This is a genomic window from Lentzea rhizosphaerae (assembly GCF_042649515.1).
In the GTDB taxonomy this organism is placed as follows: domain Bacteria; phylum Actinomycetota; class Actinomycetes; order Mycobacteriales; family Pseudonocardiaceae; genus Lentzea; species Lentzea aerocolonigenes.
Genome location: NZ_JBHRZI010000002.1, coordinates 1 through 17,213, shown reverse-complemented (window position 1 = coordinate 17,213; position 17,213 = coordinate 1). Strand labels below are relative to the sequence as shown.

The 17,213-nt window shown below is 69.7% G+C and carries 14 protein-coding genes; 6 read left to right on the top strand and 8 right to left on the bottom strand.

Annotated elements, in window-relative coordinates; all coding sequences use genetic code 11:
* Positions 1 to 13 precede the first annotated feature (13 nt).
* On the top strand, positions 14 to 400 hold the full coding sequence (locus ACFOWZ_RS00345) for a VOC family protein (RefSeq protein ID WP_382366988.1): 387 nt from the start codon (positions 14 to 16) through the stop codon (positions 398 to 400).
* Here the strand turns inward: ACFOWZ_RS00345 and ACFOWZ_RS00340 are convergent.
* Positions 386 to 721 (bottom strand): YciI family protein, encoded by a 336-nt coding sequence (locus ACFOWZ_RS00340; RefSeq protein ID WP_382366986.1) that lies wholly within the window; start codon positions 719 to 721, stop codon positions 386 to 388. The two genes, ACFOWZ_RS00345 and ACFOWZ_RS00340, sit on opposite strands and share 15 nt — an antisense overlap.
* A 196-nt stretch (positions 722 to 917) precedes the next feature.
* Between ACFOWZ_RS00340 and ACFOWZ_RS00335 the strand changes: the two genes are divergently transcribed.
* From ACFOWZ_RS00335 to ACFOWZ_RS00325, 3 genes are read left to right on the top strand one after another with little or no spacing between them, the layout of a single operon-like run.
* The gene (locus ACFOWZ_RS00335; RefSeq protein WP_382366984.1) at positions 918 to 3,242 is read left to right on the top strand and encodes a glycoside hydrolase family 3 protein; all 2,325 of its coding nucleotides are present in this window, start codon (positions 918 to 920) and stop codon (positions 3,240 to 3,242) included.
* A gap of 3 nt (positions 3,243 to 3,245) precedes the next feature.
* Entirely contained in the window at positions 3,246 to 3,881 is a 636-nt protein-coding gene (locus ACFOWZ_RS00330; RefSeq protein WP_382366982.1) for a TetR/AcrR family transcriptional regulator, read from the top strand.
* Between the two features lie 6 nt (positions 3,882 to 3,887).
* Positions 3,888 to 4,172 carry a PASTA domain-containing protein gene (locus ACFOWZ_RS00325; RefSeq protein ID WP_382366980.1) on the top strand — a complete coding sequence of 95 codons (285 nt, stop codon included), beginning with the start codon at positions 3,888 to 3,890 and terminating at the stop codon, positions 4,170 to 4,172.
* Here ACFOWZ_RS00325 and ACFOWZ_RS00320 read toward each other — a convergent pair.
* Complete coding sequence (locus tag ACFOWZ_RS00320; RefSeq protein ID WP_382366978.1) at positions 4,147 to 5,442, bottom strand: nucleobase:cation symporter-2 family protein; 1,296 nt, start codon at positions 5,440 to 5,442, stop codon at positions 4,147 to 4,149. The two genes, ACFOWZ_RS00325 and ACFOWZ_RS00320, sit on opposite strands and share 26 nt — an antisense overlap.
* Before the next feature lie 401 nt (positions 5,443 to 5,843).
* Between ACFOWZ_RS00320 and ACFOWZ_RS00315 the strand changes: the two genes are divergently transcribed.
* Positions 5,844 to 8,528: an AfsR/SARP family transcriptional regulator gene (locus tag ACFOWZ_RS00315; protein WP_382366976.1), complete on the top strand. Its 2,685-nt coding sequence runs from the start codon at positions 5,844 to 5,846 to the stop codon at positions 8,526 to 8,528.
* Between the two features lie 46 nt (positions 8,529 to 8,574).
* Here the strand turns inward: ACFOWZ_RS00315 and ACFOWZ_RS00310 are convergent, their stop codons facing one another.
* The 6 genes from ACFOWZ_RS00310 to ACFOWZ_RS00285 are packed head-to-tail and all read right to left on the bottom strand — an operon-like array spanning position 8,575 to position 16,238.
* Positions 8,575 to 9,087: a DinB family protein gene (locus ACFOWZ_RS00310; protein ID WP_382366974.1), complete on the bottom strand. Its 513-nt coding sequence runs from the start codon at positions 9,085 to 9,087 to the stop codon at positions 8,575 to 8,577.
* Positions 9,088 to 9,113: 26 nt separating this feature from the next.
* Positions 9,114 to 10,070, bottom strand: coding sequence for an acyl-CoA dehydrogenase family protein (locus ACFOWZ_RS00305; RefSeq protein WP_382366972.1), 957 nt, complete (start codon positions 10,068 to 10,070; stop codon positions 9,114 to 9,116).
* Positions 10,071 to 10,096: 26 nt separating this feature from the next.
* Positions 10,097 to 11,638: an aldehyde dehydrogenase family protein gene (locus ACFOWZ_RS00300; RefSeq protein ID WP_382366970.1), complete on the bottom strand. Its 1,542-nt coding sequence runs from the start codon at positions 11,636 to 11,638 to the stop codon at positions 10,097 to 10,099.
* Positions 11,639 to 11,658: 20 nt separating this feature from the next.
* Entirely contained in the window at positions 11,659 to 12,516 is an 858-nt protein-coding gene (locus ACFOWZ_RS00295) for a 2Fe-2S iron-sulfur cluster-binding protein (protein ID WP_382366968.1), read from the bottom strand.
* Positions 12,513 to 14,240 (bottom strand): NAD(P)H-dependent oxidoreductase subunit E, encoded by a 1,728-nt coding sequence (locus ACFOWZ_RS00290; RefSeq protein WP_449280275.1) that lies wholly within the window; start codon positions 14,238 to 14,240, stop codon positions 12,513 to 12,515. The genes ACFOWZ_RS00295 and ACFOWZ_RS00290 overlap by 4 nt, the downstream gene beginning before the upstream one ends.
* Before the next feature lie 57 nt (positions 14,241 to 14,297).
* Positions 14,298 to 16,238: a molybdopterin oxidoreductase family protein gene (locus tag ACFOWZ_RS00285; RefSeq protein WP_382366964.1), complete on the bottom strand. Its 1,941-nt coding sequence runs from the start codon at positions 16,236 to 16,238 to the stop codon at positions 14,298 to 14,300.
* A gap of 552 nt (positions 16,239 to 16,790) precedes the next feature.
* On the opposite strand from ACFOWZ_RS00285, the gene ACFOWZ_RS00280 reads away from it, so the two are divergent.
* Positions 16,791 to 17,213, top strand: a 423-nt coding sequence (locus tag ACFOWZ_RS00280) for a DUF222 domain-containing protein (protein ID WP_382366962.1), incomplete at its 3' end; no start/stop codon positions are given.

Sequence of the window (17,213 nt, the reverse complement as noted above, 5' to 3'; positions counted from 1 at the left end):
CAAGCTGTCCGGCATGTCCGTACCTCCGGTCATCTCCGTGATGCTGATCGTCCCCGACGCCGACGCCGCGGTCGCCTGGTACAGGACCGCGCTCGGCGCCGAGGAGCTGTGGAACCTGGGCGGCGTCGCCGGTCTCCAGATCGGCGGCGCGCCCTTCTTCCTCCACGAGAACAACCCCGAGAACCCGGCGGAGTCGAGCCCCGCCGGGGTCACGAGCGTCCGCGTCGAGGTGTTCACCGACGACCCCGACGCGTTCATCGCCCGCGCGGTGGCCGCCGGTGCCGTCGCAGGGTCCCCGGTCGTCGACCACCAGCTGCCGTGGGGAACGCACCGGCAGGGCGGCTTCACCGATCCGTTCGGACACAAGTGGTCCGTGGGCGACAGGTCACCCCTGCGCTGACTGCCACGGCCACACCTCCACGACGCCGTAGCCGACCGCGCACGGCGTCTTCGACACCAGTTCGACGGCCTTCTCCAGCGACTCCGCCTCGATGATCGCGAACCCCGCGACGGGCAGGGCCGACTTCTGGAAGGGTCCGTCCTCCACGGTCACACCGGCGTTCTCGTGGTTGCGCACCTGCACGGGTGCGCCCGCGATCCCCATCTCCGCACCTGCCGCACGCAGGCGGTCGTCGTGGGCGTGCGCCTCGGTGCGCAGGGGTTCCGGGGTCCGGTCGTAGCCTTCGCGGTCTCCGTATCCGATGGTCACGAACTTCGGCATCTCCGCTCCTTCCTCGTGTCACCAGTGTTGACTCGAGTGACGCCCGGAACTCATCGGATCGCCGCGAGCAGCCTCGCGATCACCTGTCATTCGCGATGTTCCCGCACGAGCGTCAGATCACCGTGAGATAACCGAACAGTCACAGGCAGATATACCGACCGACCACTCGGTCGGCGCTTCTGGTGTGCTCGCTGACATGGACATCGAGAAGGCGATCACCAGCCTGGACCTGCGCAGGAAGGTGCGGCTGCTGACGGGTTCCGCGCTCTTCGCCCTGTGGCCGGAACCGGAGATCGGGCTGGCGTCGCTGAAGCTGTCCGACGGGCCGACCGGAGTGCGCGGCGCGGAGCTGCGGGGCGGTGTGATCGCCTGCGTGCTGCCGAACGCGACGCTGCTCGCCCAGCACTGGGACGTCGCACTGGCCCGCGAGGTCGGCGAGGTGCTCGCGGACGAGGCTGCCGCGCAACAGGTGCACGTCGTGCTCGGTCCGACGATCAACCTGCACCGCACGCCGCTCGGTGGCCGGTTGTTCGAGGCCTACAGCGAGGACCCGTTGCTCACCGGGGCGCTCGCCGCCGCGTACGTGCAGGGCTTGCAGGACAACGGCATCGCGGCGACGCCCAAGCACTACGTGGCCAACGAGTCCGAGACCGAACGGCGCACGGTGAGCTCGGTGCTGAACGAGAAGACGTTGCGCGAGGTGTACCTGCTGCCGTTCGAGATCGTCGTCGAGGACTCCTCGCCGTGGGCGATCATGGCTGCCTACAACAAGGTCAACGGCATCCCGGCCACCGAGCACACCGAGCTGGTCGAGCGCGTGCTGAAGGGCGAGTGGGGTTTCGACGGCGTGGTCGTGTCCGACTGGTTCGCCACGTCGTCCACCGCCGAGAGCGCGAACGGCGGCCTGGACCTCGTCATGCCCGGCCCCGGCGGCCCGTGGGAGGACAAGCTCGTCGCGGCCGTCGAGGCGGGTGAGGTCGCCGAGTCGACGGTCGACGACCACGTGCGGCGCCTGCTGCTCCTGGCGTCACGCACCGGTGCGTTCGGCGAGCGCACCTGGCCGACGGACGTGCCGGCGCCGGACAGCGCGGTTCGCCGTGAGCAGCTGCGCAGGTTCGCCGCGGGTGGGATGACCGTGCTGAAGAACGACGGCGTGTTGCCGCTCAACGCCTCCCGCGTCGCGCTGATCGGCCGGCACGCGATCGACACCGTCGCGCAAGGTGGCGGTTCGGCCGGGTTGCGGCCGCCGCACGTCGTCAGCGTCGCCGACGGCCTGACGTCGTTGCTGGGCGATGCCGTGTCCGTTGTGGACGGTGTGGAGGTGCGGCAACGGCACGCAGCTCCTGGCGCCGGGGTCCTGCGCGACATCCGTGCCACGACGTTCGCCGCATCGGGCGAGGTGCTTGCTTCACGTGAGATGGAGGTCGCCGAGCTCGCCGCGTTCGGCGGGTGGGCGCAGGGTGCCGCGTCGATCGAGGTGTCCGGCGAGGTCGTGCTGTCCGAGCCGGCGCGGATGCTCGTCGGGGTGCGCGGGTTCGGCCGCTGGACGCTGGAGGTGTCCGGCGAGCAGCACGACACCCATCTGGCCTGGGCCGACGGCATCGTGGAGGAGGCGCTGCTCAAGCCGCCGTCCTGGACGACCGAGGTCCTGGTGTCGCCGGGAGACCGCATCACGGCCCGCGTGCGCGAGGCCGCCGCACTGGTCGGCCTGATCACCCAGCCGGTCCCCCGCCCTCCCGCCGACGCGATCGGCGCCGCGGTGCGGGCCGCGCGCGAGGCGGACGTGGCGGTCGTGGTCGTCGGCCTCACCGACGAGCAGGAGACCGAGGGCTTCGACAAGACGACGCTCGCGTTGCCCGGCGAGCAGGACGCGCTGGTCGCGGCGGTGGCGGCGGCCGCGAAACGCACTGTCGTCGTGGTGAACGCCGCGACGCCGGTGCTGATGCCGTGGCTCGCGCAGGTCGACGCCGTGCTGTGGGCAGGCCTGCCCGGACAGGAAGCCGGTGACGCCGTGGCGGCCGCGTTGACCGGCGCGATCGAACCGGCCGGGCGGCTGGTCACCACGTTCCCGCGCACCGACTCTCAAGCGTTGAGCCCGGTGCCGTCCGACGGCTCGTTGCCCTACACCGAGGGCACGGCGATCGGCTACCGGGGCGCTTCCGACCCGTTGTTCTGGTTCGGTCACGGACTCGGCTACACGACGTGGCAGTACGGCGAGGCTTCCACGTCCACTGTGGACGATGTGATCGACACGGTCTCGGTGCGGCTCACCAACACCGGCGAACGGCAGGGGCGCGAGGTCGTGCAGGTCTACCTGCGGCCGGAGGACGAACCGGTGCGTCTGATCGGGTGGACGGTCGCGGACGTCGGTGCCGGGCAGACCGTGCAGGTCGAGGTGCCGTGTTCTGCGCGCGTACAACGAGTGTGGGCAGGCGGCTGGCAACCGTTGCCCGACGGCGAGGTCCTGATCGCCCGCGGGCTCGGCGACGTCCGGGTCACCCTGCGCGCCGACGAGGGGTGAGCCGTGTCCTTCCCTCCCCGGTACCGGGCCAGGTCACGGGTGGACGTCTCCGGCGAGGAGTCCAGGGCGAAGGCCGTCGCCGCCGCCATCGAACTGTTCGCGCTGGCAGGCTTCAAAGGCACGTCGGTCGCCGCCGTCGCCGCGAAGACCGGCCTGTCGCAGTCCGGTCTGCTGCACCACTTCCCGAGCAAGGCGGCGTTGCTGGCGGCCGTGCTCGAGGAACGCGACCGCCAGGACGGCGACTTCCTGACCGGCACCACGGCGCCACCGCTGGGCTGGGCGGCGTTCGACGCACTGACCGCGCTGGTGGCGCGCAACTCGACGCGGCCGCACCTGGTGGGACTGTTCGTGCGGCTCGCGGCGGAGGCCGTCGAACCGGCGCATCCCGCGCACGCGTGGGTGCAGGAGCACTACGCGAGCGTCCGGACGTGGCTGACCGAGGCCGTGGAGGCGGGCAAGGAGCGCGGCGAGTTCGCTCCGGACGCACCGGTCGGCACGATCGTGCGGACGACGATCGCGGTGATCGACGGGTTGCAGCAGCAGTGGTTGCTGCAACCGGACGAGGTGTCGATGGCGGCGGAATTCGAGGCGTTCACCGGAATTCTGAGGGCTCGGTGGAGTACCGTCGGTTCCGGGTGAAGTCAGGTGACAGTGGTGGTTCCGAACTTCCACGGCAAACAGGCGCTCGACGCGTGGCTCGTGGGCCACGACGCGGGTCTGCTCCTGCAGAGTCCTGATCCGGACAGTCCCCATCCCCTGATGAACGGCGTCGTCGTGGCGCAGCGTCCTGCTGCGGGCACGCGCGTCGGACGGTGGGACGTCGTGACCGTCTGGGTCGAGGGCGGTGGTGACGGCAGCGGGGTGCGCGAACCCCGCCGTCCGCTGCCACAACGCCGTGAAGCGTTCAAATACCTCGACGAGTGTGGTTGAACAGCAGGTTGAGCACGAAGGCGGTCAGCGCCGCGCTGGTGATGGCGCTGCCGCCGATCACCTGTGCCCACGCGGGGAACGACTGGTAGATCTTCGGCGCCACCACCGGCAGCAACCCGACCCCGATGGTGACCGCGACGATCAGCAGGTTCCCGGTGTTCTCGAAGTCGACCCCGCGCAGGATCGCGATGCCCAGCGCCGCAACGGTCGCGAACATGACCAGCCCAGCCGCACCGACCACCGGGCCGGGCAGGGCCGCGACGACCGCGCCGAGCTTCGGGATCAGGCCCAGCAGCACCAGAATCGCGCCGGCGACCGCGGCGACGTACCGGCTGCGTGCCTTCGTGATGCCGACCAGGCCGACGTTCTGGCCGAAGACGGTGTCGAGGAACCCGTTCATCACGCCGCCCAGCACGCCCGAGACGCCCTCGGCGGCCAGTCCGCGGGCCAGGTCGCGGGACGTGACCGGGCGCCCGGTCATCTCGCCGACCGCGAGCACGGAGGCGGTCGACTCGGTGAACGTCACCAGCATCACCACGCACATCGACACGACCGCGGCGAGCGGGAACTGCGGCGGGCCGAAGTGGAACGGCTGCGCGATCCCCAGCCACGCGGCGCCACCGACGCCGGAGAAGTCCGTCAGGCCCAGCAAGATCGCCGCGATCGTGCCGCCGACCAGACCGATCAGCACGCCCAGCTGGCCGAGCAGGCCGCGGGCGAACCGGCCGACGAGCACGATCACCAGCACGATGCCGAACGCCAGCCCGAGCTCCCTGCCCGAACCCTCCCCGTCCTGACCCGTGATCAACCCGGCCCCGACACCGATCAGCGACAGGCCGATCACCGTGATCACCGAACCGGTCACGACCGGCGGGAAGAACCGGACGGCGCGGGCGAACGGCACCGCGATCAGGATCCCGAACACACCCGCGGCGAGCATCGACCCGTAGACCGCCTGCACGCCGTACTGGCCCGCGATCAGGATCATCGGCGTCACGGCGGTGAACGTCGCGCCCGCCACGACCGGCAGGCGGATGCCCAGGACGGTGCCGATGCCGAGCGCCTGCAGCACCGTGATCAGGCCGGCCACGAGCAGGTCTGCGTTGACCAGCAGGCCGATCGTGCGGGTGTCGAGGCCCGCCGCGGCGCCGAAGACGAGCGGCACCGTGACGCAGCCGGTGTACATCGCGAGGACGTGCTGCAAACCGAGCAACCCCAGGCGCGCGGGTGGCAGCACCTGATCGACCGGATGCTTCAGAGCGGTCTCCATGGACCCTTCGTAGCGCCTGATCGTTGCGGCGTCGTCACACCGGCGAGAAGTCCGCCCGCTCAGCGGTACGTGGCCGGTTTCCCAAACCGTTTCCGCCTGGCGGCACAAGGTGGTGGCCCGTTCCAGTCTGGGGGACCCGTCCGGGCCACCGGTCTTGTGAAGGTGGCCGACGCGCGCGGTGACTTTCACACGTCGGCCGGGTTCTTGGGGGAACCGGACCTGGCAGCTGCGCCGACCCCCTGTCCCAGGTCTTCCCAGGCCCGGCGGCGCAAGTACCGGATCTGGGTACAAAGGTGCCAGGGGGCGCGCACAGATTTCGCCCAGGCTGTGCACAGAAGGTCAGTGCGTGCGCGAGGATGACCCGATCAGGACGTTCAAGATCGTTGAGGAGAGACACGCCTGTGGAGTTCCTGCTGCTCGGTTCGCTGGCGGTACGGCGGGAGGGCGCACTGCTCGAGCTGGGCGGACCCCGGCAGCGCGCGGTGCTCACGATGCTGTTGCTGCACGCGGGCGAGGCCGTCAGCGTCGCCCAGCTGACCGACGCGGTCTGGGACTCACCGCCCGTCTCGCCCGAGTCCAACCTGCGCACGTACGTGGCCGGGTTGCGCAAGGTGCTGGGAGACCGGCTGATCACCAGGCCCGGTCACGGCTACCAGCTCCTCGTCGAGCCCGGCGAGCTCGACCTGGACGCGTTCGACGAGCTCGTGCGGGCCGGCGAGGAGGCGTTGGCGGACAACGACACCGGGGCCGCGGCGGAGGCGTTCGCCCAGGCGCTGGCCAAGTGGCACGGCGTCCCGACCGGGGAGCTGAGCGGTGGACCGTTGCTGCGCGCCGAGCTCACCCGGATCCAGGAACGCAGGCTCACCGCCGTCGAGCGGTACGCGAAGGCGGCGCTGGAGCTCGGCCGGTTCGACGACGTGATCGACCGGCTGCGGCGGGAGTCGGCGCTGCACCCGTTGCGGGAGGAGCTGTGGGCGCTGCTGATGCTCGCGCTCGACCGGTCCGGCCGCCGCGGCGAGGCGCTGGAGGCCTATGCGACCGCGCGCAGGCACGTGGTCGAGCAGCTCGGGGTCGAGCCCGGCGCGCGGCTGCGCCAGTTGCAGCAGGTGATCCTCGAGAGCCGGGTGTCCTCGCCCGCCGCGTTGAACGCGCACCGGCAGCTGCCGATGGACATCGCCGAGTTCACCGGCCGCGAGTCGGAGCTGCGGCGGTTGTGCGAGCCGGGGCCGCACTCCACGGTCGTGATCTCCGCGATCGAGGGCATGGCGGGCGTCGGCAAGACGAAGCTCGCCGTGCGCGCGGCACACCGGCTCGTGAAGCACTATCCGGACGTGCAGCTGTGGGCGGACCTGCACGGCTTCGACCCCGACGAGCTGCCCGCGGAGCCGGCCGCCGTGCTGGAGAGCTTCCTGCGCCTGCTGGGAGTTCCCGGCGGGCAGATCCCCGAGTCGCTGGAGGAACGGGCCGCGCTCTACCGCGACCGGCTGGCGGGCAAACGCGCGTTGGTGTTGCTGGACAACGCCGCGGGCGAGGACCAGGTCCTGCCGTTGCTGCCCGGCAGCGCGACCTGCGTGGTACTGATCACCAGCCGCCGCACGCTGCTGCGGCTCGACGGCGTGAAGTCGGTTTTGCTGGACGTCTTCACGTCCTGTGAGGCACTCGCGCTGCTCTCCCGGATCGCCGGGGAGGACCGGGTGCAGGCCGATCACGAGGCCGCCGAACGGGTCGCGGAGCTGTGCGGTCACCTGCCGATCGCCGTGGCGCTGGCCGCGAAACGGCTCGCTCGCCGTCCACAGTGGACGATGCTGGACCTCGTGGCGCAGCTGGAAAGAGGGGGCGGTCTCGGCACACGGGGCGTGTTCGACCTCTCGTACCAGGCGTTGCCGGAGAACCAGAGGCGCCTGTTTCGCCTCCTCGGACTCCACCCGGGAGAGGACGTCACGGCCGAGTCCGCCGCCGCACTGGCCGGTCTGACCGCGCACGAAGCCGCCGACCTGCTGGAGACGTTGCTCGACGAGCACCTGCTCCAGCAGCACACACCCGGCCGTTACAGCCTGCACGACCTGTTGCGTGCGTACGCCGTGGAGCAGGTCACCGCCACCGAACCACCGCCTGCACGCACGATGGCACGTCGCCGAGTGCTGGACTGGTACGTGCACACGTCGTGGCACAACGTGCAGCAGCTCAACCCCCAACGCAAGCTGGACATCCCACCCGCGGACCCGGCCGTGCACCCGCGCACGTTCGCCGACCGCGACACCGCGTTGCTCTGGTGCGACACCGAACGCGCCAACCTGGTCGCCGCGGTCCGCGACGCCGCCGAGCACGGTCTACCGGAACACTCCTGGACCCTCGCCCAGTGCCTGTGGGACTTCTTCAACCTGCGCAAGCACTGGGCCGACTGGCTCGACACGCACGAGGTCGCGCTCGCGGCCGCGCGTTCCGTCGGTGACCGCAGCGCGGAAGGCCGGATGCTGATCACGCTCGGCATCGGTCTGCGCGAGGTCCGGCGCCACGACGAGTCGATCGAGTGCTACCAGCAGGCGTTGACGATCTTCCGGGCGACCGGCGACAAGGCGCGGCAGGAACCGACGCTGAACAACCTCGGCATCGCCTACATGGTGAAGGGACGGGTCGACGAGGCGTTGTCGTGCTACGAGCAGGCCGCCGAAATCGCACGCGAGCTCGGCAACCTGCACACGGAAGCCGTGACGCTGAACAACATCGGCCTGCTGCACGCCGACGCCGGCCGGTTCGACGTCGCGCTGTCGCGGTATCTGCGGGCGCTGGAGATCCGGCGCGAGGTCAAGGACCCTTACAGCGAGGCCATCCTGCTCAACAACATCGGCGAGGTGTACCGCGGGCTGCTCGACCACCCCCAGGCCGTGTCGTACGTCGAGCGGGCGCTGGAGACGTTCCGCGCGATCGGCGACCTGTACGGGCAGGCGGAGTCGCTCGACAACCTCGGCCTGGCGCTGGACGGCATCGGTGACCGCCGCGGCGCCGAGAAGTGCTGGCTGGAGTCGGTGACGCTGTTCGAGGAACTGGGTGAGCCGAGGGCCGACGAGGTCAGGGCGCGGCTCTAGTGGGGCGGCGCAGAACGTTGCCGCGAGGCACCCTGCTGAGCGTGAATTACCCGCCAACGTACTGCGTCGCGCCACGAGAACTCAGCACCTGTTCGCGCAGGATGTCGGCGTGCCCGCAGTGGTGGGCCAGCTCCCGCAGCACCTGGAGGTACACCCAGCGCAGCGTCCGCGGCCCCATGCGGTGGCCCGTCACGACCGTGTCCAGCGGCAGGCCCGCGACCAGCTTCCTGGCCGTGGCGCAGGCTTCCCGGTGGGCTTGCGTGACGGTGGCGACGGTGTCGTCGTCGGAGAGCTGGAAGGACTCGTCGGGAGTCTGCCCCAGCCCGAACTCACGGCGGGGCGTGCCACCGACGCACTCCTCGAACCACACCCGCTGCATCCACGTGACGTGCTTGAGCAGCCCGAGCAAGGTCGTCGCCGACGGGACGAGCCTTCGGCGGGCCTCTTCCTCGGTGAGGCCGTCGAGGGTGGCCTCGACGGCACGGCGGTAGTCCTCGACGAAGGCTTCGAGCTGGGCGCGTTCACCGTCGAGGGGTACGTCGAACGCTCCGGAGGTCATGATCGCGACCCTAGCCAACCCGATCGTCAGATCTCCAGCGAATCCAGCAACGCGTCCACGGTCGGCTCGATCGCCGCGGCCGCCCGCGCGTCCCGGAACCGGCGCTCGATGCCCAGGTCCCGGCGGAAAGCCGCGTCCCCGCACACCTTCATCGCGAGGTCGGTCACCGCGACGGCGGCCTCGGTCGCGGTGACCGCCAGCAGCCGGACGCGGTCCTGCGATCGTTCCGGATGCCACGTCACCGCGGACAGCGTGTCGTTGTAGAGCACGCGGACCGAGTCGGTCCGCAGCCGCATCCTGGCGAGGTCGGCCCTTGTGCGCGGATCTCCGCCGCCGAGATGTCCCAGCGCCGCCGCCAGCGCGCCTTCCATCAGCCCCAGCGACACCGCGGCGCCGAGCACCAGGAACCACGGGTACGCGAGCTCCTCCGACCACAGCCTGTTCGACGCAGGTATGCGCACGGGATCCGCCTCCACGCACGTGGCGACGGTTCCGCGCAGGCCCATCCCGGCGTGGTCGGCCGGCACGAGCAACCCAGGTGCCTGAGCGGGGACCAGCCACAGCCCTGGGCCGCAGGACCAGACGTAGCTGTCCGCCTCCCCCGCCGCGATCACCCAGCTCTTGCGCGCCCGCACCTGCACCACGTCGCCGTGCGTCGAGACCTCGCCGCCCGTGCCGAACGCCGCGAGTGTCGCCAGGTGGCGGCCCGCCGCGATCTCCGCCCGCAACCAGTGCGGTCCCGAGCGGTCCAGCACGGCCGCTGCCGAGTAGTGCGAGCGCAGCACGGAAGCCGTTGCGCCGCATGCTTGTGCGACGTGTTCGACCACTCGTCCGGCCGCGCGCAGGTCCTGTCCCCCGCCGCCGACCGTGCGCGAGATCGTCATGCCCAGCAGTCCGCGCGCGCCCAGTGCGTTCAGGGCGGCGCGTGGGAATCTGGCGTGTTGGTCGATGTCGGCGGCGGACGGTGCCACGACGGTTTGCACGATGCGGAGCAAGTCCGCCCGATACGTCACGTGGGTGGGTAGAGCGAGTAGGAGGGGAAGTTGCCGTACGGCCGTTCACCCGGAGGCCCTTCCGTGACGGCGTGGACGAGCAATTCCCCGCCCACGAAGGCACCGCGCCACGAAGCGCCGCGGCCGCCGAACACCTCGTCCCGGTCACCCCGCGAACGAGGCTTGTTGATGCCGACCTTGAACGCCTGGACGTCCTCGCTCAAGCGTCGCGCCGTCGCCTCGTCGTCACAGGCCAGCGACGCGACCAGGGCACCGTTGGACGCGTTCATCGCGGCCAGCAGTTCGGCCTCGGTGTCCACCAGCACGATCGTGTCGACCGGACCGAACGGCTCGGCGTGGTGCAGCACCGACGACCGCGGCGGGTCGAGGATCGCGACCGGTGCCAGGTAGGCGGCGGTCTGCTGGCCCGGCAGGAACCGGCCGGAGCCGAGCGATCCCCGGTACAGCGGCACACCGCCCGCGCGGACGGCCTCGTCGACGACGTCACCCAGTTCCTTGGCCTTGGCGTCGTTGATCAGCGGCCCGAAGTCCAGTTCCGGCAGCTCGTCGCCGGGTGAAGCGACGGCGAGCGGGTGCCCGAACCGCACGTCCCGCACGGCGGGCAGGTAGACGTCGAGGAACTTGTCGAACAACGACCGTTGGACGACGTACCGCGGATAGGCCGTGCAGCGCTGCTTGCCGTAGTCGAAGGCCTTGCGGATCTGCGTGCCGAGCATCTCCCAGGAGTCGGTTTCCCAGACACCCCAGCAGTTCAGGCCCTCCTGCTCCAGCACGTGCCGCCGCTGCGAGTCGACCAGCCGCGCCGCGATGGCGCTGCCGACGTCCCGACCGCCCACAAAGGACACACAACCCAGGACCGACGATCCGACCAGCACCGGCGCCAGCTCGGCACCGCTGCCGCTCACGAGCGTCAGCGGCAGCCCCGACCTCACAGCCAGTGCCGTCGCCAGGGTCAGGCAGCTCACGCCACCGTCGGTCGGCGCCTTCGCGATGACGGCGTTGCCCGCCAACGCCTGCACGAGCATCGCGTGCATCAGCACGCTCATCGGGTAGTTCCACGACGCGATGTTGCTCACCGGGCCGGACAGCGGTGCGCGGCCTTCCAGCATCCCGTCGATCTCCTCGACGTACCACCGCACACCCTCGATGCAGCGGTCGACGTCGGCCGTCGCGAGCCGCCACGGCTTGCCGATCTCCCAGACCAGCAGCAACGACAGCAGGTCGCGGTGCTCGGTGAGGGAGTCAAGGGCCTCCGAGACGCGCGCTTTGCGTTCCGCGAGCGGCACTTCACGCCACTGCACGTGCTGCTCGACGGCGGAGACCACCGCCCGGCCCGCGACGTCGAAGTCGAGGAACGGCGGGCCCGCGGTGGTGGAGCCGTCGACCGGAGTGGTCGCGGGCATCGGTTCGCCCGAACGACTCCACGCACCGCCGAAGTGGTTGAGCAGCCGATCGTCGTGGAACGCTTCAGGTGCGACCCGGGCGCACCGCGAGTACACGTCGTTCCAGGAAGTTCCAGGCTTGAGGATCAACGACATCTCCAGCGCCCTCCCGGTACCTAGCGGTTCTGCACGTGCTGCCAGCCGAATCGGCCCTTGATGCACAGGTTTCCGTGCGTGACGGCGCTTTCGTGCGGTGAGGTGACCTTGACGATCTCGTTGTCCTGCACGTGCAGGGTGAGGTTGCAGCCCACACCGCAGAACGTGCAGATCGTCGTCGTCTGGGACTGCTTCGACTCGTCCCACGTGCCGTCCTGGCGCTTGTCGTGCTCGCGCTTGAAGCTCAACGCACCGGTCGGGCAGACCTCGATGCAGTTGCCGCAGTAGACGCAAGCGCTTTCGGGCAAAGGCGTGGCGAACTCGGTGGAGATCCGCGCGTCGAACCCGCGCCCCGCCACGGAGATGGCGAAGCTGTTCTGCCACTGGTCGCCGCACGCGTCGACGCACTTGTAGCACATGATGCACTTGCCGTAGTCGCGGACGTACAGCGGATTGTCCACTGTGGTCGGTTGGAGTTTCGTTTCGGCGTCAGGACCGAAGCGGGACGGGTCGGCGCCGCACGCCGACATCCACTCGTCCACGTGCGGCGTGGTGGACAGGTCCGTGGCGGACCCCAGAAGTTCCAGCACCAGCTTGCGGCTGTGTTGCGTGCGCTCGGACTCGGTGCGCACGACCATGCCGGGCTCGACCTTGCGCGAGCACGACGGCACCAGCGTGCGCGAGCCCTCGACCTCGACCATGCAGACGCGGCAAGCGTTTGCGGGCTCGAGAGTGTCGCCGTAGCACAGCGTCGGGATCGACTTCCCGACCGACGTGCACGCGTCGAGGATCGTCGCACCTTCCGGCACGCGAACGCTTTCGCCGTCCAAGGTCAGCTCGACCAGCCGCTTCGGAAGTCCGATTTCGACGATCGTCATGTCGCTGCCTCCTCTCGCCCAAATGATTCAGCACAGCCGAGCCTGTCGAGCGCTGATTCGATGGCGTTCCAGGCGGTTTGCCCGAGACCGCAGATGGACGAGTCGCGCATGACCTGCCCGACTTCCCGCAACAGCTGGAGATCCTCGGCACTGGTGCTCAACGGGCGTTTGCCGACGAGCCGGTGCAGCGCTTCTTCCTGGCGCACGGTCCCGATCCGGCACGGCACGCACTGCCCGCACGACTCGTCGCGGAAGAAGGCGGCGATGCGCAACAGGAAGCTGCCGAGGTCGGCGGTGTCGTCCAGCACCAGCACGACACCGGAGCCGAGCGTGGTGCCGGCGGCGCGGGCGTCCTCCAGGGTGAGCGGCAGGTCGAGCTCGTCCGGCCGGACGAACCCGCCTGCCGCCCCGCCGAGCAGTACCGCTCGCAGCTCCCGGCCTGGCGGCACGCCACCCGCCAGATCGAGGAGTCCGGAGAGCGTGGTACCGAACGGCACCTCGTACACGCCCGGACGACTCACGTTCCCCGACAGGCAGAAGAGCTTCGGACCCGTGGAACCGGAAGTGCCGATACGCGTGTATGCCTCGCACCCCTCCGTGAGGATCACCGGCACGTTGACCAGCGTCTCCACGTTGTTGACCACTGTCGGTTTGCCGAAAAGCCCCTGCTCCACCGGGAAAGGAGGCTTCGACCGCGGCTCACCGCGGAAGCCCTCGATGGAGTTGAAGATCGCCGTTTCCTCGCCGCAGATGTAGGCGCCGGCGCCGCGCCGGATCTCGATGTCGAACGAGAAACCCTCGTGGCCCATGATGTTCTCGCCGAGGAAGTTCCGCTCGCGTGCCTTGGCGATCGCGTTGCGCAGCAGGTGCAACGCGCGCGGGTACTCGCCGCGCAGGTAGAGGTAGCCGCGCGAGCACCCGGCCGCGAACCCCGCGATCGTCATCGACTCGATCACCGCGAACGGGTCGCCCTCCATGAGCAGCCGGTCCTTGAACGTGCCGGGTTCGCTCTCGTCCGCGTTGCACACCAGGTAGTGCGGCCGGACGGGCTGGCGGGCGGTCGCGTCCCACTTGCGTCCCGTCGGGAACGCCGCACCGCCGCGGCCCATCAGCTTCGCGTCGGTGACCTCGCGGATCACCCCGGACGGCCCGAGGAGTAGAGCCGTGCGCAACGCCGTGTAGCCGCCCGTCGCCCGGTAGTCGTCCAGCGACTCCGGATCGACGACACCAACCCGTTTGAGCAGCCGCAGGGCGGGAGAACCGGCCTGCGGCACCTCCGCGCGCCCGTCGTCGGTGCAGGAGGGACCGGCGGCCGCCACCGCGATCACCTCACCGGCGTGGGTGGGCGCGAGGAGCTGCTCCTTCGCCACCTCCCCCGCCTCGAACGCCAGCGCCGCCGGAGCCTTCTCGCACACCCCGAGACACGGGCTGCGCAACCAGCCGCTCTTCGCCCCGGCCGGCCCGAGCTCGTCGGTCAGCCTGTCGCACAACGCCTTTGCGCCGTTGACCTGGCACGCCAGATCGACGCAGACGTGCACGACCTTCGCCGGACGTTCGGTCAACGAGAACAACGAGTAGAAGCTCGCCACCCCGTACGCCTCGGCCGGCGGGACGTGCAGCACTCGGCAGACGTGGTTCAGCGCGCCCTGACTGATCCAGCCCACCCTGTCGTTGACCGCGTGCAGGGCCGGCAGCAGCTGGTCCCGCCCCATGCCGGTGAACAGGTCGACGACGACGCGTTCGGCCTCGGTGGGCTCGACGTCGAGCAGTTTGAGGTCCACTCAGCCCACCTTCCCGGACACAGCAGGCACCGGAAGCTTGTCGATGCGGATGGCGGCGGCTTTGTACTCAGCCGTGCCCGCGATCGGGCAGGTCGCCTCGATCGTGATGACGTTGACGTCGATCTCGTCCGGGAAGTGGAAGGTCATGAACACCAGGCCGGGCGTGAGACCGTCGTCGATCCGCACGGGCGCCTGGATCTGGCCGCGCCGGGACGTGATCTTGACTTCCTCGCCGTCGGTGACCCCGAGCATCGCCGCGTCCTGCGGGCACAGGTCGAGCGTCTCGCCCTTGCGCAGTGGCGAGGAGAACCCGCCCGACTGCACGCCGGTGTTGTAGGAGTCGAGCCGGCGCCCGGTGGTGAGCCGGAACGGGAACTCCTCGGTCAGCTCGTCGACAGGAGGACTGTGCAGCACCGGCGAGAACGTGGCGGGCATGCCGCGCTTGACCGGGTCCTCCTCCCACAGCCGCGCGTGCAGGAAGCTGGGTTCGAGGGAGTCCTCGCTGGGACACGGCCACTGGATGCCGCCGAGCTCCTCCAGCCGCCGGTAGGACATGCCGGTGTGCAACGGGGACAGGCTGCGCAGCTCGTCCCACACGTCCTCGCCGGTCTTGTGCTCCCAGTCGGCGCCGAGCCGTGCGGCGATCTCGCTCATGATCTCGATGTCGTCGCGCGCGCCCTCCGGAGGGTTGAGCGCCTTGCGCACCCGCTGGACGCGCCGCTCGCTGTTCGTGAACGTGCCGTCGGTCTCGCACCAGGCCGCCGCGGCGGGCAACACCACGTGCGCGAGCTGCGCGGTCTTGGTGAGGAAGATGTCCTGCACCACCACGTGGTCCAGGTTGGACAGTCGTTTGATCGTGTGTTCGCAGTCGGCCTCGGACTGCACCGGGTTCTCGCCGATGATGTAGACGGTGGTCATGTCACCGCGTTCCATCGCCTCGAGCATCTGGGTGAGGTTCCAGCCCTTCTGCGCCCTGATGTTCGAGCCCCACGCGGCGTTGAACTTGGCCGTGACGGCCGGGTCCGTGACGTCCTGGAAGCCGGGCAGCCGGTCGGGAATGGCGCCCATGTCACCACCGCCCTGCACGTTGTTCTGCCCGCGCAACGGGTTCAGCCCCGCGCCGTAGCGGCCGACCTGGCCGGTGAGCAGCGACAGGTTGATGAGGCTCAGCACGTTGTCCGTGCCGTTGTGGTGCTCGGTGATGCCGAGCGTCCAGCTGAGCTGCCCGCGGTCGGCCTTGGCGTAGGCGTGCGCGAGCTCGCGGATCAGCTCGGCGGGCACCCCGGTCTCCAGTTCGGCGACCGGCAACGTCCACGGCTCGACGGCCTTGACGAACTCCTCGAACCCTTCAGTCGCCCGCTCGATGAACGACGTGTTGGTGAGGTCGGACGCGATGATCTCGCGCGCGATGGCGTGGGCCAGCGGGATGTCGGTGCCGACGTTGAGCCGCAACCACCTGTGCGCCCACTTGCCGGTGCTGGTGAGCCGCGGATCGACCACGTACAGCTTCGCGCCCTTGTTGACCGCCTTCAGCACGTGCTGGAAGAAGATCGGGTGGGCCTCACGCGCGTTCGAGCCCCACAGGATGATCAGGTCGGCGTCCTCGATCTCCTGGTAGGAGGAGGTGCCACCGCCGCTGCCGAACACCTTGGCGAGACCGGCCACGCTCGGCGCGTGACACGTCCGGTTGCAGCTGTCGACGTTGTTCGTGCCGATCACGGCCCTGGTGAACTTCTGGGCCATGTAGTTCATCTCGTTGGTGGCCCGCGCACAGGAGAACATGCCGAACGCGTCCGGCCCGTGCTGGGCGACGTTGCGCCGGAACCCCTCGGCCGCGCGGTCCAGAGCCTCGTCCCAGGTGGCGGGGCGCAGGACGCCTGCGTCGCGCACCAGCGGCCGGGTGAGCCGCACGTAGGGCTCCGTCTTCTTCCGCCTGCTCATCAGGACACCTCCTACGTCCATACTGTATTCAATCTGCGGTATGCGCTAGTCCCTAGATGCGGGTTTCTACGACAGGGCTGGGGTGGATGGCTCCCGCGATCAGCTCGTGCGAGGCCGGGGTTCGGCTGACACCGACGAGTTCCGGTTCCAGCGGAGGGGGTCGCGTTTCGCTGGTCGTGTCGCCTCGTGTTGTCGGTTGCGCGGGTCGTATGACGAGCCGGGTCTTTTCATCGCCGCTTCGCGACGATTGCGATTGGGGCTTGACTTCGGGGCCCTTGCGAGGCGCTGTGTCGGGCGGAAAAGGCCGGATGCTCCGCACCCGCCCGATCCGAAAAGGCTAGCACCTCGCTCCCAAAGTCAAGCCCCAATCGCACTCGTGCGTGGTCGCGTTGGGCTGTTCGGCTCACGTCATTACCGCTTACCCGATGACGCATAGCCCTGTACGGCTCGCCTTCGGCATCGCGTTCCCGGGTGGGGTCGGCTGGGTGATTCACTCGATTGTGTTCGCACTTTCCCGTTATCTTACTGTGATCTTGCGGTAGAGTAGAACACGTGATCGAAACCCGACTCCTCTCCACCGACGAGCTGCTGCGCAGTCTCGTCGACGAGGTGACGGAAATCCGGGTCCGGGAAAATGCCGCGTTGCAGATCGTCGCCGAGCTGGATCGGCGTGGGGCCGCGAGCGAGCTCGGGTACAGGAATCTGCCGCAGGTGTTGCGGCACGTCGTCCGCTGGGATCTGCACGTCGCCACGCGGTGGATCGACACCGCCGCACTGCTGACCAAGGACATCACCCCGACCGGTAGTGAACTCGCCCCGGTGCTTCCGCTCACGGCGCAGGCGGTGGCCGAGGGCGCGTTGTCGGTCGAGCACGTCGCCGCGGTGGCCGCGGTGATGAAGACCGTGCCCGCCGAACACGAGGCGACCGTGGTGGGCTACGCCCGCACCTTCGAGCCCCGCACCGTGCGCACCCTG

Coding starts and splice junctions, on each gene's coding strand:
- ACFOWZ_RS00320 (WP_382366978.1), bottom strand. CDS start 5,442: ATGGAGACCGCTCTGAAGCATCCGGTCGATCAGGTGCTGCCACCCGCG.
- ACFOWZ_RS00335 (WP_382366984.1), top strand. CDS start 918: ATGGACATCGAGAAGGCGATCACCAGCCTGGACCTGCGCAGGAAGGTG.
- ACFOWZ_RS00300 (WP_382366970.1), bottom strand. CDS start 11,638: ATGTCGTTGATCCTCAAGCCTGGAACTTCCTGGAACGACGTGTACTCG.
- ACFOWZ_RS00345 (WP_382366988.1), top strand. CDS start 14: ATGTCCGTACCTCCGGTCATCTCCGTGATGCTGATCGTCCCCGACGCC.
- ACFOWZ_RS00285 (WP_382366964.1), bottom strand. CDS start 16,238: ATGAGCAGGCGGAAGAAGACGGAGCCCTACGTGCGGCTCACCCGGCCG.
- ACFOWZ_RS00310 (WP_382366974.1), bottom strand. CDS start 9,087: ATGACCTCCGGAGCGTTCGACGTACCCCTCGACGGTGAACGCGCCCAG.
- ACFOWZ_RS00340 (WP_382366986.1), bottom strand. CDS start 721: ATGCCGAAGTTCGTGACCATCGGATACGGAGACCGCGAAGGCTACGAC.
- ACFOWZ_RS00295 (WP_382366968.1), bottom strand. CDS start 12,516: ATGACGATCGTCGAAATCGGACTTCCGAAGCGGCTGGTCGAGCTGACC.